Genomic DNA, 15,704 nt, shown 5'->3' with positions numbered 1-15,704 from the left:
CATCTTAACTACTCTCCTGTTCTGATTGTTTATGAACCGCCAGGAACAGTGTCGGAATCACTGCAGCCACTGTGAAACCCACAGACCACCAAAAAGCAACATTGTATGCGCTTATAACATTCTGTGTTCCCGATGCAGACCGGCTGGCTAACTGGTGCTCTACAATTGTTGCAAGGACTGCAGACCCGAACGCACCGCCAATTGTCTGCAGTATCCTTGTAGCAATACTGGCATGAGGAATCTGCTCACTGCTTAATCCCACATAAGCAGAGACCATAAGTGGAATGAAAACTCCGCCGAGACCAGCCCCCCGTATCAGAAGCGCCGCAGCTAACAGAATCCCATTTGTTCCGGAATCAGCAAAAGCAAATGGCAGAGTACCGGCCGCCGTGATTATGAGGCTTACCATAACGATTGGGCGCGCGCCTATACGGTCGGTCAGTTTTCCCATCTGGGTTCTTGTGAGTAACATACCAACTCCCTGAGGAATCAGCATAAGTCCGGCGTAAAGAACGCTTTCACCACGTACCTGCTGATAAAATAACGGTAACAGAAGCATACCCCCGTTTGTGATAATGCCCGACATAAAAAGCAAAACAGATGTAGCGGAAAAATTGCGTGACTGGTACAGATGCAGATCAAGCACCGGAGAAATCTTCGTATGTAAGGCGTAAAAAATAAATGCAGCCATCATAAGCAGCCCTGTTACTATCGGAACAAATACCGAACTGCTGTTTAATCCGCCATGAGATGCTATCTGCGCAATTCCATAGATAAGTAAGGCAAATGCCGGGGACAGCAGCAGAATACCGGCAATATCAAGAGTCTGTTTCTCCTTTAAAGGACTGTCTTCTGGTATTCCCCAGAAAGCCAGTAATAAAGCGATGACGGTCACCGGAATATTGACATAGAAGATCCAGCGCCAGCCCAGGCTGTTGACGATAATCCCGCCAAGAACCGGTCCCAGGATGGGTGCCAGCAGCATGGGCAGGCTGACAATTGACGCCATATGCCCAATATTTCGTCCCCCGGAAATTTGAACCAGCATATTTGTCATAGTCGGCATTAGTAAACCTGCGCCGATTCCCTGGAGGAGCCGAAACACGATCAGAGTACCTATATTCCATGACAGTGATGAAAGAACGGAACCCACAAAAAATAAAACCAGCGAAAATTCATACAGCCGCTTACCTCCAAGACGATTAATCGCCCAGCCGGAAACAGGAACGGCTATTGCCATTGCAAGCACATATCCCGTGATGACCCACTGAATAACTGAAACTGTGCTTTTTAATTCACCCGCTATTGTTTTTATGGCCACGTTGACCATTGTGGAATCCAACAGCGGTGCAAGAGAACCAAACACCAGGATTATTGATACTTTAATCAGCATCGGATCAATCTTTTCTTTTTGCTGCCTGGAATTACTTGCTATACTTTCTGCCATATGAAAGCCTCCTTATAATAAGCTCTCGTAAAGATTTTGTATCAGATTCTGAAAGAGAGCTTTACTTTATCCAACAATCTGTTGTATTATCATATTGTAATGAGATTAATATTCTTCATCAACCAACAATTATGATTCGAATGTTGGATTTTAAAATAAGGGGGTATTTTTTGAAAAAACAGCCTGAAATAACGATGCAGACAAGAAAAAACCTGGCAGATGCGTTCTGGCAAATCTACTGTGAAAAACGAATTGAAAAAATCACAGTAAAAGATATCACAACAAAGGCAGGTTATAACAGAAGTACATTCTATGAATATTTTACTGATGTCTACGATGTGCTGGAGCAAATTGAATCTTCGGTTTTACCGGATATTGAAAAACACAAAAAAATTGTACCTAATAAGTACATGCAGTTCCCCCTCAAACATCTCGTGGAGGTGTATAGTAAAAACAAAGAATATTTTATTGTCCTATTAGGAAAAAACGGTGATCCGGCTTTTCAGGAAAAAATGAAAAATACATACAAAGATCTGGTGCGCCCCCTGCTTCAATCATATGAATCGGATGAGTACATACTGGAATACGGTTTAGAGTATGGGATGTCGGCTATTATTGGTATGATAACGTATTGTTTTACAAGGGAAGAACACCCTGATATAGAAAGGATGGTCAGGCTCCTTGACAATTTCATGAACGATGGTATATTAAAAAATTTCATATTAATCAAAAAAACCGGGCAGACATCAGATTAAAAAGCACCTGATGTCTGCCCATTTTTTTATTCTCTCAAAATGCTCCGAACCCTCAAAACGTATCCCACGCCTCTGACCGTATGTATCAGCTTTACCGGCTGGCCTTCATCGATTTTCTTCCTTAAATACCGAATGTATACATCAATCATATTGGATTCTCCATCATAATCGTAATTCCATATATGCCGGCTGATCTTTTCACGGGAAAGTACAACTCCTGTATTGCGTATCATATATTCCAATATTGAGAATTCTTTTGCGGAAAGCGGAATGATTTTCTGATTTCTTATTACTCTCCGTGCGTCACAGTTAACAATTAAATCACCAACCTCAAATATATTGCTGATATTGCCGTAGTACCGCCTTAACATTGCCCGTACTTTCGTCAGAAGTTCATGTAAGGCAAATGGCTTCATCAGATATTCGTCGGCCCATATTTCCGGATCGGTGCCCTTAACCTGAGCGGTGCCGCCAGAAGTCATCATAAGCACGGGAGTCTTCTTTCCCTGGCTTCGTATCTTTTTTAGCAGTTCGAAACCGCTCACCCCTGGAATCATAGTATCCAGAATGACAGCATCATAATAAGTCATCTCAAGATACTCCAGCCCGTCAAGCCCATTGAGACAGGAATCTACCGTGTATTGTTCCAGCTTAAGTTTCCTTACAATCAGCCCATTTAAATCCGGTTCATCTTCCACTAATAAAATTCTCATGCCTGCGTCATCCCTTTCATTCTTCTGTGCTTCCCGGATCTTCATACCGTATCAATATTATATCACAAGAAGAATAAAAGAACATGAAGGAAATTACAAATATTCAAAAGGCTCTTTTGCATCAACAAAAATAACAGTTTCAGACGGGAGAAGTTTTTGCAGCCAGCCCACCAGATGTTTCATGCCGGACTCCTCACTTCTCTCATGGCCGATGATAATCATGGAATGGCCGAGCCCAAGCATAGAAGCATCTCTGATATAAGCGCTTAACGTCCATTCGGTGATATCTCCGCATATGACTGTGTCTAAATTTTCTCTGCGCATGAACTCCATGGTGTTTTTCTCGTCGCCAAGGCCCAGACTGCCGCCTCCCGCCAGTACACCGATGCGGCGGCAGGTTCCCTCCTGGTTTCCAATCACTCTTACACACTTTACCTCCAGAGAATCCTTTACTTTCATCACCAGATCCTTAAGCTTTATCTCCGGAACCTGATAACACAACTGAGCTTTCAACAGAGGATTCTTCTCCTCTTTTCTGATTTCTTTTCTTTCTCTATAAACACTCCAGCCCATATCCTGATCAAAGCCCAGATAAATCATGTCATCAGAAACCGCATGCATATAATCATGAAACCGCCATATTACAAGGTGGTTATCTTCAATCAGCTGTTTCTTTTTTATATAAACAGGATCATTTAAAAGCCATTCTTTCTGATCCCTCCCGTTAAACCAGGTTGGTTCATGGGTAATAATGAAGTTGGCTCCCAGTCTGACCGCCTCTGAAATCACATCAACGGTAGCCATAAACGAAGTGACAACTCTCGTAACTTCCGTATCCGGATCACCTGTAATAATCTGGTCAACGGTTTTTACCGGATCCAGTGTGACCCCAGTCTCCCTGATGATACGGTCAACAATTTCTCTAACTTTCATTAACTGTCCCTCCTATACAACCTGGATTACCGGATCTTTAAAGGTATCCGGCTCCATTATTTTCACCTCATGAAAGTGATCTGTATTTGTCACTATAAGCATTACAGTCGTATCATATCCCGCCTCTTTTACTTTGTCAAATTCCACGTTTCCAATCACCTGGCCGGATGTGATTTTGTCTCCAGCCTGCACAAAAATCTCGAAATATTTTCCATCTAGCTCTACCGTATTTATCCCGATATGAATGATCATTTCCGCTCCAAATTCCGTCCTGATACCGATTGCATGCTTTGTAGGAAAAACAGAAACGACCACTCCGTCTGCCGGTGCAAATATCTCATCACTGATTGGAATCACTCCGATTCCCTTTCCCAATGTGCCTGATGAAAAAACTTCATCTGCTACCTGACTAAGCTTAACGACCGTTCCTTTTGCAGGCGCAGTCATTGTCTTTTCAACCGCCAGAATTTCCGGCGACGAAACCGTTCCGGCAGGCTTTCTGGCTGATTTCCCCGCTGATTCATAGCCAAATAGATAAGTCAGAAGAAACGTTCCCGCAAATGCCACAGTCATGGCAATTGCAAAGCTGACAGCTGGAGTATAGGAAGGAATCACCATAATACCTCCTGCCAGCTGAGAAGCGGATATGTGAAAAATTCCGCAAAGACCTCCTGCCACAGCGCTCATGGACATAGCATATATCAGCACCCGTCTGAATTTAAAGAATATTCCGTAAATAACAGGCTCTGTAATTCCTGTTAAAAAAGCTGGTACAAATGCAGAGAAAGACAGTTCCTTTAATTTCAAATCTTTGGATTTAAAGAATACGCCCAGTGCCGCACCTGCACCTGCATAAGCTGTTGCCTGAACGGTTGGAAGGAGAAAATCCTGGCCTGTTGTGGATAAATTATTAATAATAACAGGGATTAACGCCCAGTGAAGTCCAAGCATAACCGTAGGAATCCCTATAAAACCAAATACAATGTTTGTAAGAACCGCATTTTTTCCCAGTGCAATTGTTAGAGCATTGGAAATGAACGTGCCGGTATAAATTCCAAAAGGTCCAAACACAATTAAGGTAATGGGCACGACAAGCATAAGAGACAGCATGGGAACAAACAGCACCTGAAATACACCGGGAATAATCTTTTTTAACAGCCTGTCAATGAGAACATAAGTGCAGATTGCCAGTATTACCGGGAAAACAGTGGAGGAATAGTCCATTAACACCACCGGTATATGCATGAAATCCGTCTTCCCCCCGGCTGCCGTTAAAAGCCTGGTATAGTTGGGCTCCAAAAGAGCTGCTCCTATAACACCGGATATGTAAGGGTTCACATTCATGCGGGTGCCAAATGTTATTCCAAGAATTATGGGAAGGAAGTAAAATACTGCATTTGAAGCAGCTGTTAAAATTGCATAGGTTCCTGACGTTGACTGCATTGCCCCTGCTGCCACAAGAATCTGAAGTAATGCCTTTAACATACCGGAGCCTAATATGGCCGGTATAATGGGCGTAAAGCTACCTGAAATTACATTGAAGATCTTTGCTGACAGTTTTTGCTCCTTTCCTCCTCCGCCTGCGCCGTCTTCTTCTCCCGTCAGTTTTATTACCTCTTCATATACATCTTTCACATTGGTACCGATGACAATCTGGTACTGGCCCCCGCCCCGTACCACCTGCATAATGTCTAACTTCTCCAGAGCTTCTTTATCTGCCTTTTCTTCATTCTTTAAAACAAAACGCAGCCGGGTCATGCAGTGGGTCAGACTCTGCACATTTTCCTTCCCGCCTATATTTTCCACAATCTTTTCTGCCAAATTTTTATCGCTCATGATTACACTCCATTCTTAATCAGACTTTCAGGTTCCATTTTTGAATTGCTGCTTTTACAGAACCCTCTCTTGCTGTAAATACCGTCTCAATACCTGACTCCTGTGGGAAAATCCTTAATGAAAAACAGACCTCTCCCTGATTAACAAAAATTTCCAACGAGGATTCATCAGAAAATATCCTCAGTTCTTTTAACCCACTCTTAAGTCCCGCCTTGCGCAGACTCCCGTAGTCTTTGGCAAACGCCTCTCCGGAAGCGCTTCGGTCCACACAAATCATCTGGTCTTTACTGGAATATCGGATCACTGTCTGCTCCTGTTTATTCTGTCTTACACTGATCTCAAAAATTCCTGCATTCTGTTTTATAAGCTGAACCATCAGTTCATAATGTCTGCCATAAAACCTTACGTCTCTGTAGCTTTCCTCATCTATGAAAATGGTCTCACACACCAGTTCACTTCTAAGCAGTTCCATTTCCTTCACCGGATTTAGCCTTATCCGCCCGTCTGCAATGGTGAGTTCTCTGGGAATTGTCAGGCAGTGGGCCCAGCCATACCGGTCCGTAGGATATGAAATCTCAGGCAGCCCCATCCAGCCAAACAATATTCTTCTTCCCAAATGATCCAAAAACGTCTGTGGTGCATAAAAATCAAAACCATAATCAAGTTTTTCATACTGGTTCCCGTCAAAGGTCAATGTGTCCTCATTCATGGGATTCCCTATGAGATATCCAGCTTCGTAAATATTGGAATTTCCAGACTCTTCCGTTTCCAGTCCCTGGGGACACATCATTAAAATGCCATAACCGTCTGCTTCAAAATAATCGGGGCATTCCCACATAAAAGCTTTCGTCTTCCATGGGACAGACAGCTCGCCACGATACTCCCACCGCTTTAAATCAGCACTTTGATACATCAATGCCGTTCCGGTCTGTGAGATCTTTTGGGCACCTGTAATCATCAGGTATCCATTTTCCCCCTTCCACACTTTTGGATCTCTGAAATGCTCTGTAATCCCATCCGGAGGCTTTGGTATCAGGGGGGTAGTCTCCTTTTGGATTCTGCCTTCCTCATCCATAACCGCCAGGCACTGGCTGCTGTGCCTTACCCAATTATCATCTCTATGATTACCGGTGTAAAACAGATACAAAAGCCCATCCTTTTTCATACTGCTTCCTGAGTAGACACCATGGCTGTCAAAGTTCTGGTCCGGTGCCAATCCAATCCCCAAGTCCTCCCAGAAAATGAGGTCCTTTGAACGGAGATGATACCAGTACTTAGTTCCATGAACAGGTCCGAAGGGGAACCATTGATAAAACAAATGGTAGAAACCATTGTACCAGGCCAGACCATTGGGATCATTTAAAAGTCCGGTAACCGGCTGTATATGATAGCTTTGCCGCCATGGACTGTTTTGAACTTTTTTTGCCAGTTCCAAATACTCCTCTTCTGATATGCCATCTGGCTTTGTATGAGCTGTATTCATAAATCACCTCAACTTCCGCAATATTGGAACCGGTTCCAATACTGGGTGAAATTATAAGGAACAGTTTCAGTTTTTGGAACCGGTTCCTTATAGTTGGATTTTACTTCTTCTGTTGTGGTTTGTCAACACTAAATCGCTCAATTAATTCATATGGAGAAACGATTACTTCTTGCGTTTGTTCATGTTCCAATAGCTTCAGCAGACTTTTTGCTGCAGTACCCCCGGCTTCCCTGAAGAAAAACTTAATCGTTGTAATTCCAGGATATACCAGATCCGTGATCTTATCTCCCCCTACTCCCACGATTGAGAGCTGTTCCGGGACCTTTATATCCAGAAGGCAGCAGGCTTTTAACACTCCCACCGCAATATTATCGGTAGCGGCAATGATGGCAGTAGGCTGATTTTTTCCTGCAAGAATTTTCTTTGCCATAATCACAGCATCCTGGGATGAGAACGAAGTTTCTTCTATATTAAGAACTATGTTTTCATATTCCCCGGAAGCCCTTATCACACCCTGTTTCCTTTTTATACCAACCGATATATCTGTCTCAGGAATTCCAAGATAAGTGACAAACCGGTGGCCTCTCTGGAAAATATAGTTTCCCAGACAATATCCTGCCTGATAATCGTCATGAATCACGCTGGGGACACCGGGCACCTGCTGGCCGATGACAACCATGGGAATTGAAATCTCATCAAAAGCTCTTTTATGTTTATCCGTGATTACCGTAGCCGCCAGAATGATACCGGAAACCTTCTGTTTTGCAAGAGAATAAATACTTTCAATCTCTCTGTCGATATTCTGATTGGTATTGGATATGATCATCTGGAATCCATTCATCTGCAATACATCATCAATGCCCAGCAGCGTTTCCGACATGGCATTGGAATTAAGCCTGGGGATAATCACTCCTATAATTTTCGTTTTTTTCGCCTTTAAACTCTGGGCGAACTGGTTGGGAGAATATCCTGTTTTTTTGATGACTTTTTCTATTCGTTCGGCTGTTTTTTCACTGACAGATCCCTGATTTAAATACCTGGAAACTGTGCTTTTTGCAACGCCGGACATTTCTGCTATTTCTTTAATACTTGCCATAAACGTTCCAACTTTCTGCCTGCTTTGTTCTTTTTCTAAACTTTATATTAATAATATCTGATTACTTTCCATTTTTTGTCTCTATTATATACTTTATCTTTCAATTACGCAATTTATTTTAATAAACCATTCAAAAGCAATCCCAAATCACCTCTTTTCACCCATTAATAAAGTGCGAATCTTCCTGCAATTTCATGTTTACTTGAGATTCGCACTTGTAATTTTATATATTCTTTTAATACCAATTCCTTTTCAACACAAGAATAAATAATTTCTATATGTATAAGTTATTCTGTTATGATTATTAATATCCAATCCTTATCAATCCATCTGGCATAAGTATATGACCAGAGCCGTTTATATAATTTTTTACTTTATATATTAAAAGGCGGGTTTGGATTCTAATCTATGTCCAAAGCCTTATAGTTATTAGATAGGGGGGATTCCATTGTTTTTATTAAGAAAAATACAATAAAGTAACTTTACATTTAAAAAAGAGGAGATTATAATGAGATTATTTATTCCCAAAAAAAAGTATAAGACTTTGACTGCCATGCTTATGACTTTCACACTTATGTTTAGTTTCAATGTAAATGCACAACTCACAACACAGGGGAATTTGGTTAGTGTAGAATCCCGTGATAAAGAAGCAATTGTAAAAGCATTAGGTCTTAATCCTGATGAAATTAAAAGTGTTGAAATTTATGATATTGTTAAGCCAATAGAAATTAAGAAAATATCAGGTAATGACAACCACTTAATGGCTTGGTATAATACAGGAGCCACTATAAAACGTACAGGTGGGCCACGAGAAAGTTTGAGTTCACTTCCCATTGCTTCTGACTATATTTCACCTGGGGGAAGTATATCACATACTTATACAAAACAAGTTTCAAAATCAGCTTCCTTCACGGTCGGGGTTGCACCTATAAAGGAAATATCAGCACAGTTAGGATATGGGTCATCATGTACTTCTACAGTCTCAAAAACTATATCTCAAAGTAACAATACATCTAATGGAATGTATGTCGATGTATATATAATTTATCAATCATATGATTATTCAGTATATGGCAAACCTTCTGGTGATTATTATGGAAGAGGAGGTTTTACTGTTGCAACAGGCTTGGGAGTAATAACAAGATAATGGAAGTAGGTAAATATGAATAAAGTTCCTTTCTACTATGTTATAACATTTATGTTTGAAGCAATTGGTTTCACTTTGATATTAAACTGCTATAAAATAGCAGAGTATAAGTTAGATTTAAAGTTATTAACAATGCAAAATCTAGATGTACCCCTTGAATTTAATTATAATTATTTAAATATCATATCAAACAACTATAGAATAGCAGGCATTTTGCTATCATTATTAGGAGGTATTTTTCTAATCAAAATTTTATTTAATGGGAATAAATAAAAGGAGCTGTCCTGAAAACGTATCTCATATCTTAAAACAACATCACAAATAAGCCTGTCGATTTTTCGGTGGGCTTTTCTCTACGCTAATACTAAACTAAATCTATTGTAGTATGACTTGAAATCCAAGATTTTCTAATGACTATATATTTCTATTTCGAATTTTGTTGACTTTTTAACCTCTTACTGTCAGAAACACGGTATTTCTTTGGTGCAAGGCAGGGGGAAACGAAAGACGATTCATCAGCGTTATCAGGAAATGTTTCAGCGGTTTCTCAACAGGCAGCTGCTCTATGATCTGCACCATTCCCGTTTTGGAGAGTGCAACAGTTATTCAAAGACAGATATTGACGCCACCTTTATGCATATGAAAAGTTCCAAAGATTCTTACTTCGCAGGATAACCCATTTAATGCAAATTCATCCCAGTTATGATATGATAATAAGTAATAACCACACTCCCTAACCCCAATACACACCGCATAAACAAGGAGGCACTTTTATGGACACCCGTTATCTGACCTACATCCTGACAATCGCCAAAAAAGAAAACATGACAAAAGCTGCCGAAGAACTTTTTGTCTCCCAATCCACCTTAAGCCAGTACCTCTCAAAGCTGGAAAGTGAGCTGGGCACCCCATTGTTTTACCGGAGCAAAGGCCGGTTAACGCTCACACCGGCAGGTACTCTTTATATAGAAGCTGCCGAAAAAGTCATGTCCATTAAAAATGTCCTTTATCAGAACATTCAGAATATCGAAAACCGGGGCCACATAACCGTAGGAGTGACCTCACAGTTCGGCCTTGCCATGCTCACCGATATCATCCCTGCGTTCAAAGTTCAATACCCGGATATTATCATCGAAATTTCAGAAACCAATCTTCCCGGACTTACCAGAATGATCCTGGAGGAAAGCATCGACTGCGGAATCATGGCCATGAATGAAACCGATCCTTTTTCTCCGGATCAGGTAACCATTCTGCGGGAGGAAGAGGTTTTATTCTCCATCCCCATCAATCACCCCTACCGTAAAAAAAATCCCGACAGACCCATAGGGATCCGGGAATTTGCAGAAAATTTCGGAGAAGAAAATATACTGTTATCGAAAAAAGGGTCCACCCTGCGCCACCTCACCGACATGGTACTGGAAAATGCCGGCTGGATCCCCAGTACAGTCTGTGAAACCAACAGCATATCCACAACCAGAAGTATGGTCGCCATGGGAATCGGCGTCACATTTATCAGTGAGTCCTGCGCAGCTGACCGGGAGCATGTGGCGTACTATAGCGTGGAGCCAAAGCTTACCCGATTAAACACCCTGGTAACAAGAAAAAACTGGATTCAGAGTCAGGCAAGCCGGTGCTTCTGCAATGCCATAAAGAACTATTTTCATTAAAAACAGCCCTGGGATCATGTCGATATGAATACCGACTCCCAGGGCTGTCCTGCTTCGTAATAATTTAATTATTTTGCAAGATCATCTGCAATCTGTTTAATCTCATTGTAAATCTTTTCGTCATTTGCCTCAGAATCTGCAGAGCTTAAATAGTAAGGCATCATTTCAACTTTGGCAATTGCCTCTTTTACTTCCGGATCTTCGGTCATTTTCTTAACCAGCTGATCATACCAGGCAATGACATCATCAGATGTATCCTTGGGGAAATAGAAGGAAAATTCGCAGTTTGGATATACTAAATCTACGCCCTGCTCTGTTAAAGTAGGAATATCCTTGATTAATTCATAGCGCTCTTTCGTCGGAGCTCCCAGGCATACAAACTGTCCTGCTTCCAGATAATCCTTACAGTTAATATAAGCACCTGGCATTAAATCCACCTGACCGGAAAGCATGGCTGCAACTTTATCGGAGTTGGAACCTACGTCAACCAGATCCAGATCAATTCCTGCTACCTTTTCAAATGCAAGCAGCTCATAGTAAGTATAAGCACCTACTTCGGTACATGCTTTTAACTTGCCTGGATTTGCTTTTGCAGCCTGAATGAACTCATCAAGTGTCTTATACTTCTCCGGATTTGCGTAGAACTGCTGTGCCGGATCAAGTGCAAACGTCGGTCCTAATTTAAAAGCAGTATAATTATAATCCGTAACACCCGCAATGTTTGCCACGTTTACCAGGTTGTGACCATAAAGGAAGGTATGTCCGTCTGCTGCTGCAGAACGAACCTGATTTGCAGCTACGGAACCTGCGGCTCCATTGGCATTTACCACAATGAAATCAGCGCCTGTCATTCTCTTTGCATACTCTGCGAATACACGGGCAGACAGGTCTGTGTTACCGCCGGCTCCTGCCGGAACCACGATGGACACGGTGGTGGTTGGCTTCCAGGTGGATGCTGCTTCAGAGCTGGCCGCTTCTGATCCCTTTGTGGTGGCTGCCTCAGAACTGGCTGCCGCCTTTGTTGTCTCTGCTGCTGTTGTTGACTGCGTCTGGCTGCCCCCGCATGCTGTCATACCAAGAACCAGTCCCGCCGCCATTACTGTTGCCAAAAATCTTTTTTTCATAGTTTTTGCTCTCCTTTTTTATGATTGTTCAGTTGCCTTACCCGCTTTTTTGATTAAGTACATCTTGTATTCTTTATAAACCGACCAAACCACTACTCCGATTGCGACAAAAAAGAAAGCGTCGAATATCGGTCTCTGGAAGAAAGCTCCAAATGATTTGTACTGCATGATTCCTCTTCGGAGATATGTCTCCAGCATTTTTCCTATAAGGAAGCATAATACAAACGGTGTAGTTGGCAGTCTGAACTTATGATATAAGTATCCCACCAGTCCGAATAACAGTATGGACTGTACGTCGAAGATCCGGTTGTTGGTGGCATAAGCACCTACACAGCATAAAACCAGGATCAGAGGCATCAGGATGTGCTTTGGAATTTTCAAAAGCTGCACAAATACTTTAATTCCAAAGAACTCAATTAACAGCATCAGGGTGATACAGATCATACAGGCTGCAAAAATTCCGTATACCACATCTGCATTTTTAACAAATAAAAGAGGTCCTGCCGATAAGCCGTGGATTAAAAATCCACCAAGCATCATGGCTGTTACACCGTCTCCGGGAATTCCCAAAACCAGAAGCGGGATCATGGCTCCGCCTATTGTGGCGTTGTTGGCTGTTTCCGTGGCTACGATTCCGTCCGGGCAGCCCTTTCCGAATTCTTCCGGATGCTTTGACATGTTTTTAGCAGTTACATAGGCAAGCATTCCAGAGGTACTTCCTCCGATACCGGGAAGAATACCGATTCCGGTACCAATAAGAGCGGAACGAATGGCATTTGGAATCTGATAAACAAATTCCTTCCAGGTAAAGCCGAAGCCTTTGATCGGCTTCATCTTAATGGTTTCCATCTTTCCATGCCCCATGGATTCTGCTGTTATAAGGATTTCGGATATAGCGAAGATACCGATCAGAGTTGGAAGAGTATCATAGCCTGCCATCAAAGAACTGGAACCAAAGGTAAAACGTGCTGTTCCATCAATGGGTGCCATTCCCACCAGTGAGAAAATCAGTCCCAGCATTCCCGCAAGAACCCCCTTTAGCATCGATCCGGAAGCCAGTACCGCAACCATGGTAAGGGCAAAGAAGGAAATGCCGAAGTTCTCAGCCGGAGTAAACTTTAATGCAATATCCGCAAGCAGCGGAGCGCAGAACGTCAAAACAATAAATGAAAAAACAGATCCGAGGAAGGAAAATACGATTCCATATCCCAGTGCCTTTCCTGCTTCTCCGTTCTTTGCCATTGGATGCCCGTCAAAGCAGGTTGCAATGGAGGAAGCCGTACCTGGCATGTTAAGTAGAATGGCAGAGATCAGACCTCCTGAGATTCCTCCGATATAAACCGCCACCAGCATATTCATACCCATGGACGGGGACATGCTGAATGTAAGAGGCAAAAACAATGCCACAGCCATGGAAGCTGATAAACCAGGTATAGAACCAAATATAATTCCAACAATTACTCCTGCTGCCATAAGCAGAAGAGAAGACGGAGTAAAAATTCTAGCATAAGCGTTACCTAATGAAATTAATGCGTTCATTGCTTCCCCTCCTATAAATTAATAGTGAAAATACCAGCAGGCAATATGATCTTGAATCCATACCGGAACAGGAAAAATACAATAAAGGTAAATACAACGGAAGTTACTGCCAGCTGTACGATGTCCTTTTTCGTCTTTTTCTCATCCGGTGCCAGAACATACATCTGAAATGGTAAGTAAAGAATCGTGGTAACAATAAAACCAACAGGCTGAAGCAGATAAACATAAACCAGAATAAGGATAAAGCTGATGAGCATTCGTTTGTAATCCAGATCTTCCTTTTCCATTTTTTCTGCTTCTGCTGTTCTCATTTTCAGGTTTTTAAGATTGAAGAATGCCAGGGCCGCCGCCAGAACAAAGGTTACAATACCGATGCACATCGGCATGAAATCCGGACCGATCTCCATAATTGTTGATTTCGGCAGCATCTTCGCCATAATCATCATTCCGGCAGATAAAATCATAAAAAATCCGCCCACAATCATATCCCCATATTTTTTAATAAACATTGACTGTCCTCCTCCTTTTATCTTACCAATGCCGGTTTTTTACAGTCATACTTCCAGCCAGGTATTAAGTACTGCATCGCCAGAGCGTCATCCCTGTCATGGGAGGAAAGGCTGTTATACAACCCATTCGCCTCCATTACCCGCTCCATGTTTATCGTCACTCCCAGTCCCGGTTTATCAGGTACCTCTAAGTAACCGTTTTTAATAGCCGGAGTATCCTTTAAGAGATTCTGCCCATCCTGCCAGATCCAGTGGGTATCCAGTGCTGTTGGATTTCCCGGTGCTGCAGCTGCTACATGGGCAAACGCTGTCAAAGTGATATCAAAGTGATTGTTGGAATGGCTTCCCCAGGTCAGCCCCCAGTCATTTAAAATCTGAGCCATTCTCACGCTTCCCGAAAATCCCCAGAAATGAGGATCTGCCAGAACGATATCCACCGCTTTTAATGCTGCTGAGTGATAAAACTGTCTCCAGTCTGTTGCAATCATGTTGGTGGCTACCGGAAGGTTAACGGCATTTTTAAATTCCGCCATAATCTCTCTGCTGGAGAAACCGGATTCCGGGCCGCAGGGATCTTCTATGTAGGATAAGATTCCCTCCATTGGCCTGCAAAGCTCAATTGCCTCTTTTAAACTCCATGCACCGTTGGGATCTATATTGATACGGCCATCAGGAAATGCTTGTTTCAGCGCCCGTACCGCTTCCATCTCTTCGGAACCTGAAAGCACACCGCCCTTTAACTTAAAGTTTTTAAATCCGTATTTTCCGTTAAGAACACCTGCCTGTTCTACGATTTGTTCCGGAGTAAGCATCTGGGTACGCCTCAGGCGAAACCACGGATCTTTGCTGTTACTCTCATCCAGATAGGAAAGCTCCGGTGCAGCCTTTTCTTTTTTGCTGACATAGAATAAATACCCCAGCGTCTCAACCTGATCCCTCTGTTTTCCTTCTCCTAAAAGTTCACACATGGGCAGTCCCAAATGCTGCCCCAAAAGATCAAGAAGTGCACATTCAATGGCCCATTCCGCTTTTACAACGAATTTCAGCTTGCTGATATCAAGGGTCTGTATTCCTTCCCCGTCATCCTCTTTCGCTTTGGTTGACGCTTTATGAATTGAATTTAATATACTCCGGTATTTTCCAATTTGCTGTCCAACTACCAGAGGGGTGCAGCTTCTTAACGCTTCACAGGTATAATCTCCTCCATGAATCTCACCGATTCCCGTATTTCCGGCGCTGTCCTTTAAAATTACTATATTTCTGGTAAACCAGGGTGCATGAGCTCCGCTCAAAGTCATCAGCATGCTGTCATAGCCCGCTACCGGAATAACCTGCATTTCTGTAACAACCGGTGTTCCTGAGTACTTCATATCTTTTATTTCCTTCCTTTGGTTATATTGCACATTTTTATTTCACTTCCTCTTACTTTCATACGCATTATACCAATGACCGCTC

At 42.4% G+C, this 15,704-nt stretch carries 13 protein-coding genes; 3 read left to right on the top strand and 10 right to left on the bottom strand.

Annotated elements, in window-relative coordinates; all coding sequences use genetic code 11:
* Positions 1-4: 4 nt before the first annotated feature.
* Positions 5-1,447: a DHA2 family efflux MFS transporter permease subunit gene (locus tag DS742_RS16090; protein ID WP_117417999.1), complete on the bottom strand. Its 1,443-nt coding sequence runs from the start codon at positions 1,445-1,447 to the stop codon at positions 5-7.
* 170 nt (positions 1,448-1,617) lie between these two features.
* Between DS742_RS16090 and DS742_RS16085 the strand changes: the two genes are divergently transcribed.
* On the top strand, positions 1,618-2,202 hold the full coding sequence (locus DS742_RS16085; RefSeq protein WP_117417998.1) for a TetR/AcrR family transcriptional regulator: 585 nt from the start codon (positions 1,618-1,620) through the stop codon (positions 2,200-2,202).
* Positions 2,203-2,228: 26 nt separating this feature from the next.
* Here DS742_RS16085 and DS742_RS16080 read toward each other — a convergent pair whose 3' ends face one another.
* From DS742_RS16080 to DS742_RS16060, 5 genes are all read right to left on the bottom strand, one after another.
* Positions 2,229-2,915, bottom strand: a complete 687-nt coding sequence (locus DS742_RS16080) for a response regulator transcription factor (protein WP_117418020.1) — start codon at positions 2,913-2,915, stop codon at positions 2,229-2,231.
* A 93-nt stretch (positions 2,916-3,008) separates the two neighbouring features.
* The gene (locus DS742_RS16075; RefSeq protein WP_117417997.1) at positions 3,009-3,848 is read right to left on the bottom strand and encodes a Nif3-like dinuclear metal center hexameric protein; all 840 of its coding nucleotides are present in this window, start codon (positions 3,846-3,848) and stop codon (positions 3,009-3,011) included.
* Between the two features lie 12 nt (positions 3,849-3,860).
* Positions 3,861-5,684 (bottom strand): beta-glucoside-specific PTS transporter subunit IIABC, encoded by a 1,824-nt coding sequence (locus DS742_RS16070; RefSeq protein WP_117417996.1) that lies wholly within the window; start codon positions 5,682-5,684, stop codon positions 3,861-3,863.
* A gap of 19 nt (positions 5,685-5,703) precedes the next feature.
* Positions 5,704-7,167, bottom strand: coding sequence for a glycoside hydrolase family 32 protein (locus tag DS742_RS16065; protein WP_117417995.1), 1,464 nt, complete (start codon positions 7,165-7,167; stop codon positions 5,704-5,706).
* A 100-nt stretch (positions 7,168-7,267) separates the two neighbouring features.
* Complete coding sequence (locus DS742_RS16060) at positions 7,268-8,263, bottom strand: LacI family DNA-binding transcriptional regulator (RefSeq protein WP_117417994.1); 996 nt, start codon at positions 8,261-8,263, stop codon at positions 7,268-7,270.
* Between the two features lie 508 nt (positions 8,264-8,771).
* Here DS742_RS16060 and DS742_RS16055 point away from each other — a divergent pair.
* Positions 8,772-9,410 carry a hypothetical protein gene (locus DS742_RS16055; RefSeq protein ID WP_117417993.1) on the top strand — a complete coding sequence of 213 codons (639 nt, stop codon included), beginning with the start codon at positions 8,772-8,774 and terminating at the stop codon, positions 9,408-9,410.
* 773 nt (positions 9,411-10,183) lie between these two features.
* Positions 10,184-11,077 (top strand): LysR family transcriptional regulator, encoded by an 894-nt coding sequence (locus DS742_RS16045; RefSeq protein ID WP_117417991.1) that lies wholly within the window; start codon positions 10,184-10,186, stop codon positions 11,075-11,077.
* 68 nt (positions 11,078-11,145) lie between these two features.
* Here the strand turns inward: DS742_RS16045 and DS742_RS16040 are convergent, their stop codons facing one another.
* From DS742_RS16040 to DS742_RS16025, 4 genes are read right to left on the bottom strand one after another with little or no spacing between them, the layout of a single operon-like run.
* The gene (locus DS742_RS16040; RefSeq protein ID WP_242996518.1) at positions 11,146-12,201 is read right to left on the bottom strand and encodes a tripartite tricarboxylate transporter substrate binding protein; all 1,056 of its coding nucleotides are present in this window, start codon (positions 12,199-12,201) and stop codon (positions 11,146-11,148) included.
* Between the two features lie 18 nt (positions 12,202-12,219).
* Entirely contained in the window at positions 12,220-13,740 is a 1,521-nt protein-coding gene (locus DS742_RS16035) for a tripartite tricarboxylate transporter permease (RefSeq protein WP_117417990.1), read from the bottom strand.
* Between the two features lie 11 nt (positions 13,741-13,751).
* Entirely contained in the window at positions 13,752-14,249 is a 498-nt protein-coding gene (locus DS742_RS16030; RefSeq protein ID WP_117417989.1) for a tripartite tricarboxylate transporter TctB family protein, read from the bottom strand.
* A gap of 17 nt (positions 14,250-14,266) precedes the next feature.
* Positions 14,267-15,619: an enolase C-terminal domain-like protein gene (locus tag DS742_RS16025; protein WP_117417988.1), complete on the bottom strand. Its 1,353-nt coding sequence runs from the start codon at positions 15,617-15,619 to the stop codon at positions 14,267-14,269.
* Positions 15,620-15,704: the final 85 nt, after the last annotated feature.

The organism is Lacrimispora amygdalina (genome assembly GCF_003432035.1).
Lineage (GTDB): Bacteria > Bacillota > Clostridia > Lachnospirales > Lachnospiraceae > Lacrimispora > Lacrimispora amygdalina.
The sequence above is the reverse complement of the archived record's forward strand: the minus strand, read 5'-3'. Positions and strand labels throughout refer to the sequence as shown.

Excerpts from the sequence above, each read along its gene's own strand:
- DS742_RS16065 (WP_117417995.1), bottom strand. The coding sequence starts at position 7,167 with ATGAATACAGCTCATACAAAGCCAGATGGCATATCAGAAGAGGAGTAT.
- DS742_RS16045 (WP_117417991.1), top strand. The coding sequence starts at position 10,184 with ATGGACACCCGTTATCTGACCTACATCCTGACAATCGCCAAAAAAGAA.
- DS742_RS16025 (WP_117417988.1), bottom strand. The coding sequence starts at position 15,619 with ATGAAGTACTCAGGAACACCGGTTGTTACAGAAATGCAGGTTATTCCG.
- DS742_RS16080 (WP_117418020.1), bottom strand. The coding sequence starts at position 2,915 with ATGAGAATTTTATTAGTGGAAGATGAACCGGATTTAAATGGGCTGATT.
- DS742_RS16060 (WP_117417994.1), bottom strand. The coding sequence starts at position 8,263 with ATGGCAAGTATTAAAGAAATAGCAGAAATGTCCGGCGTTGCAAAAAGC.
- DS742_RS16090 (WP_117417999.1), bottom strand. The coding sequence starts at position 1,447 with ATGGCAGAAAGTATAGCAAGTAATTCCAGGCAGCAAAAAGAAAAGATT.
- DS742_RS16055 (WP_117417993.1), top strand. The coding sequence starts at position 8,772 with ATGAGATTATTTATTCCCAAAAAAAAGTATAAGACTTTGACTGCCATG.
- DS742_RS16075 (WP_117417997.1), bottom strand. The coding sequence starts at position 3,848 with ATGAAAGTTAGAGAAATTGTTGACCGTATCATCAGGGAGACTGGGGTC.
- DS742_RS16070 (WP_117417996.1), bottom strand. The coding sequence starts at position 5,684 with ATGAGCGATAAAAATTTGGCAGAAAAGATTGTGGAAAATATAGGCGGG.
- DS742_RS16030 (WP_117417989.1), bottom strand. The coding sequence starts at position 14,249 with ATGTTTATTAAAAAATATGGGGATATGATTGTGGGCGGATTTTTTATG.
- DS742_RS16040 (WP_242996518.1), bottom strand. The coding sequence starts at position 12,201 with ATGAAAAAAAGATTTTTGGCAACAGTAATGGCGGCGGGACTGGTTCTT.
- DS742_RS16035 (WP_117417990.1), bottom strand. The coding sequence starts at position 13,740 with ATGAACGCATTAATTTCATTAGGTAACGCTTATGCTAGAATTTTTACT.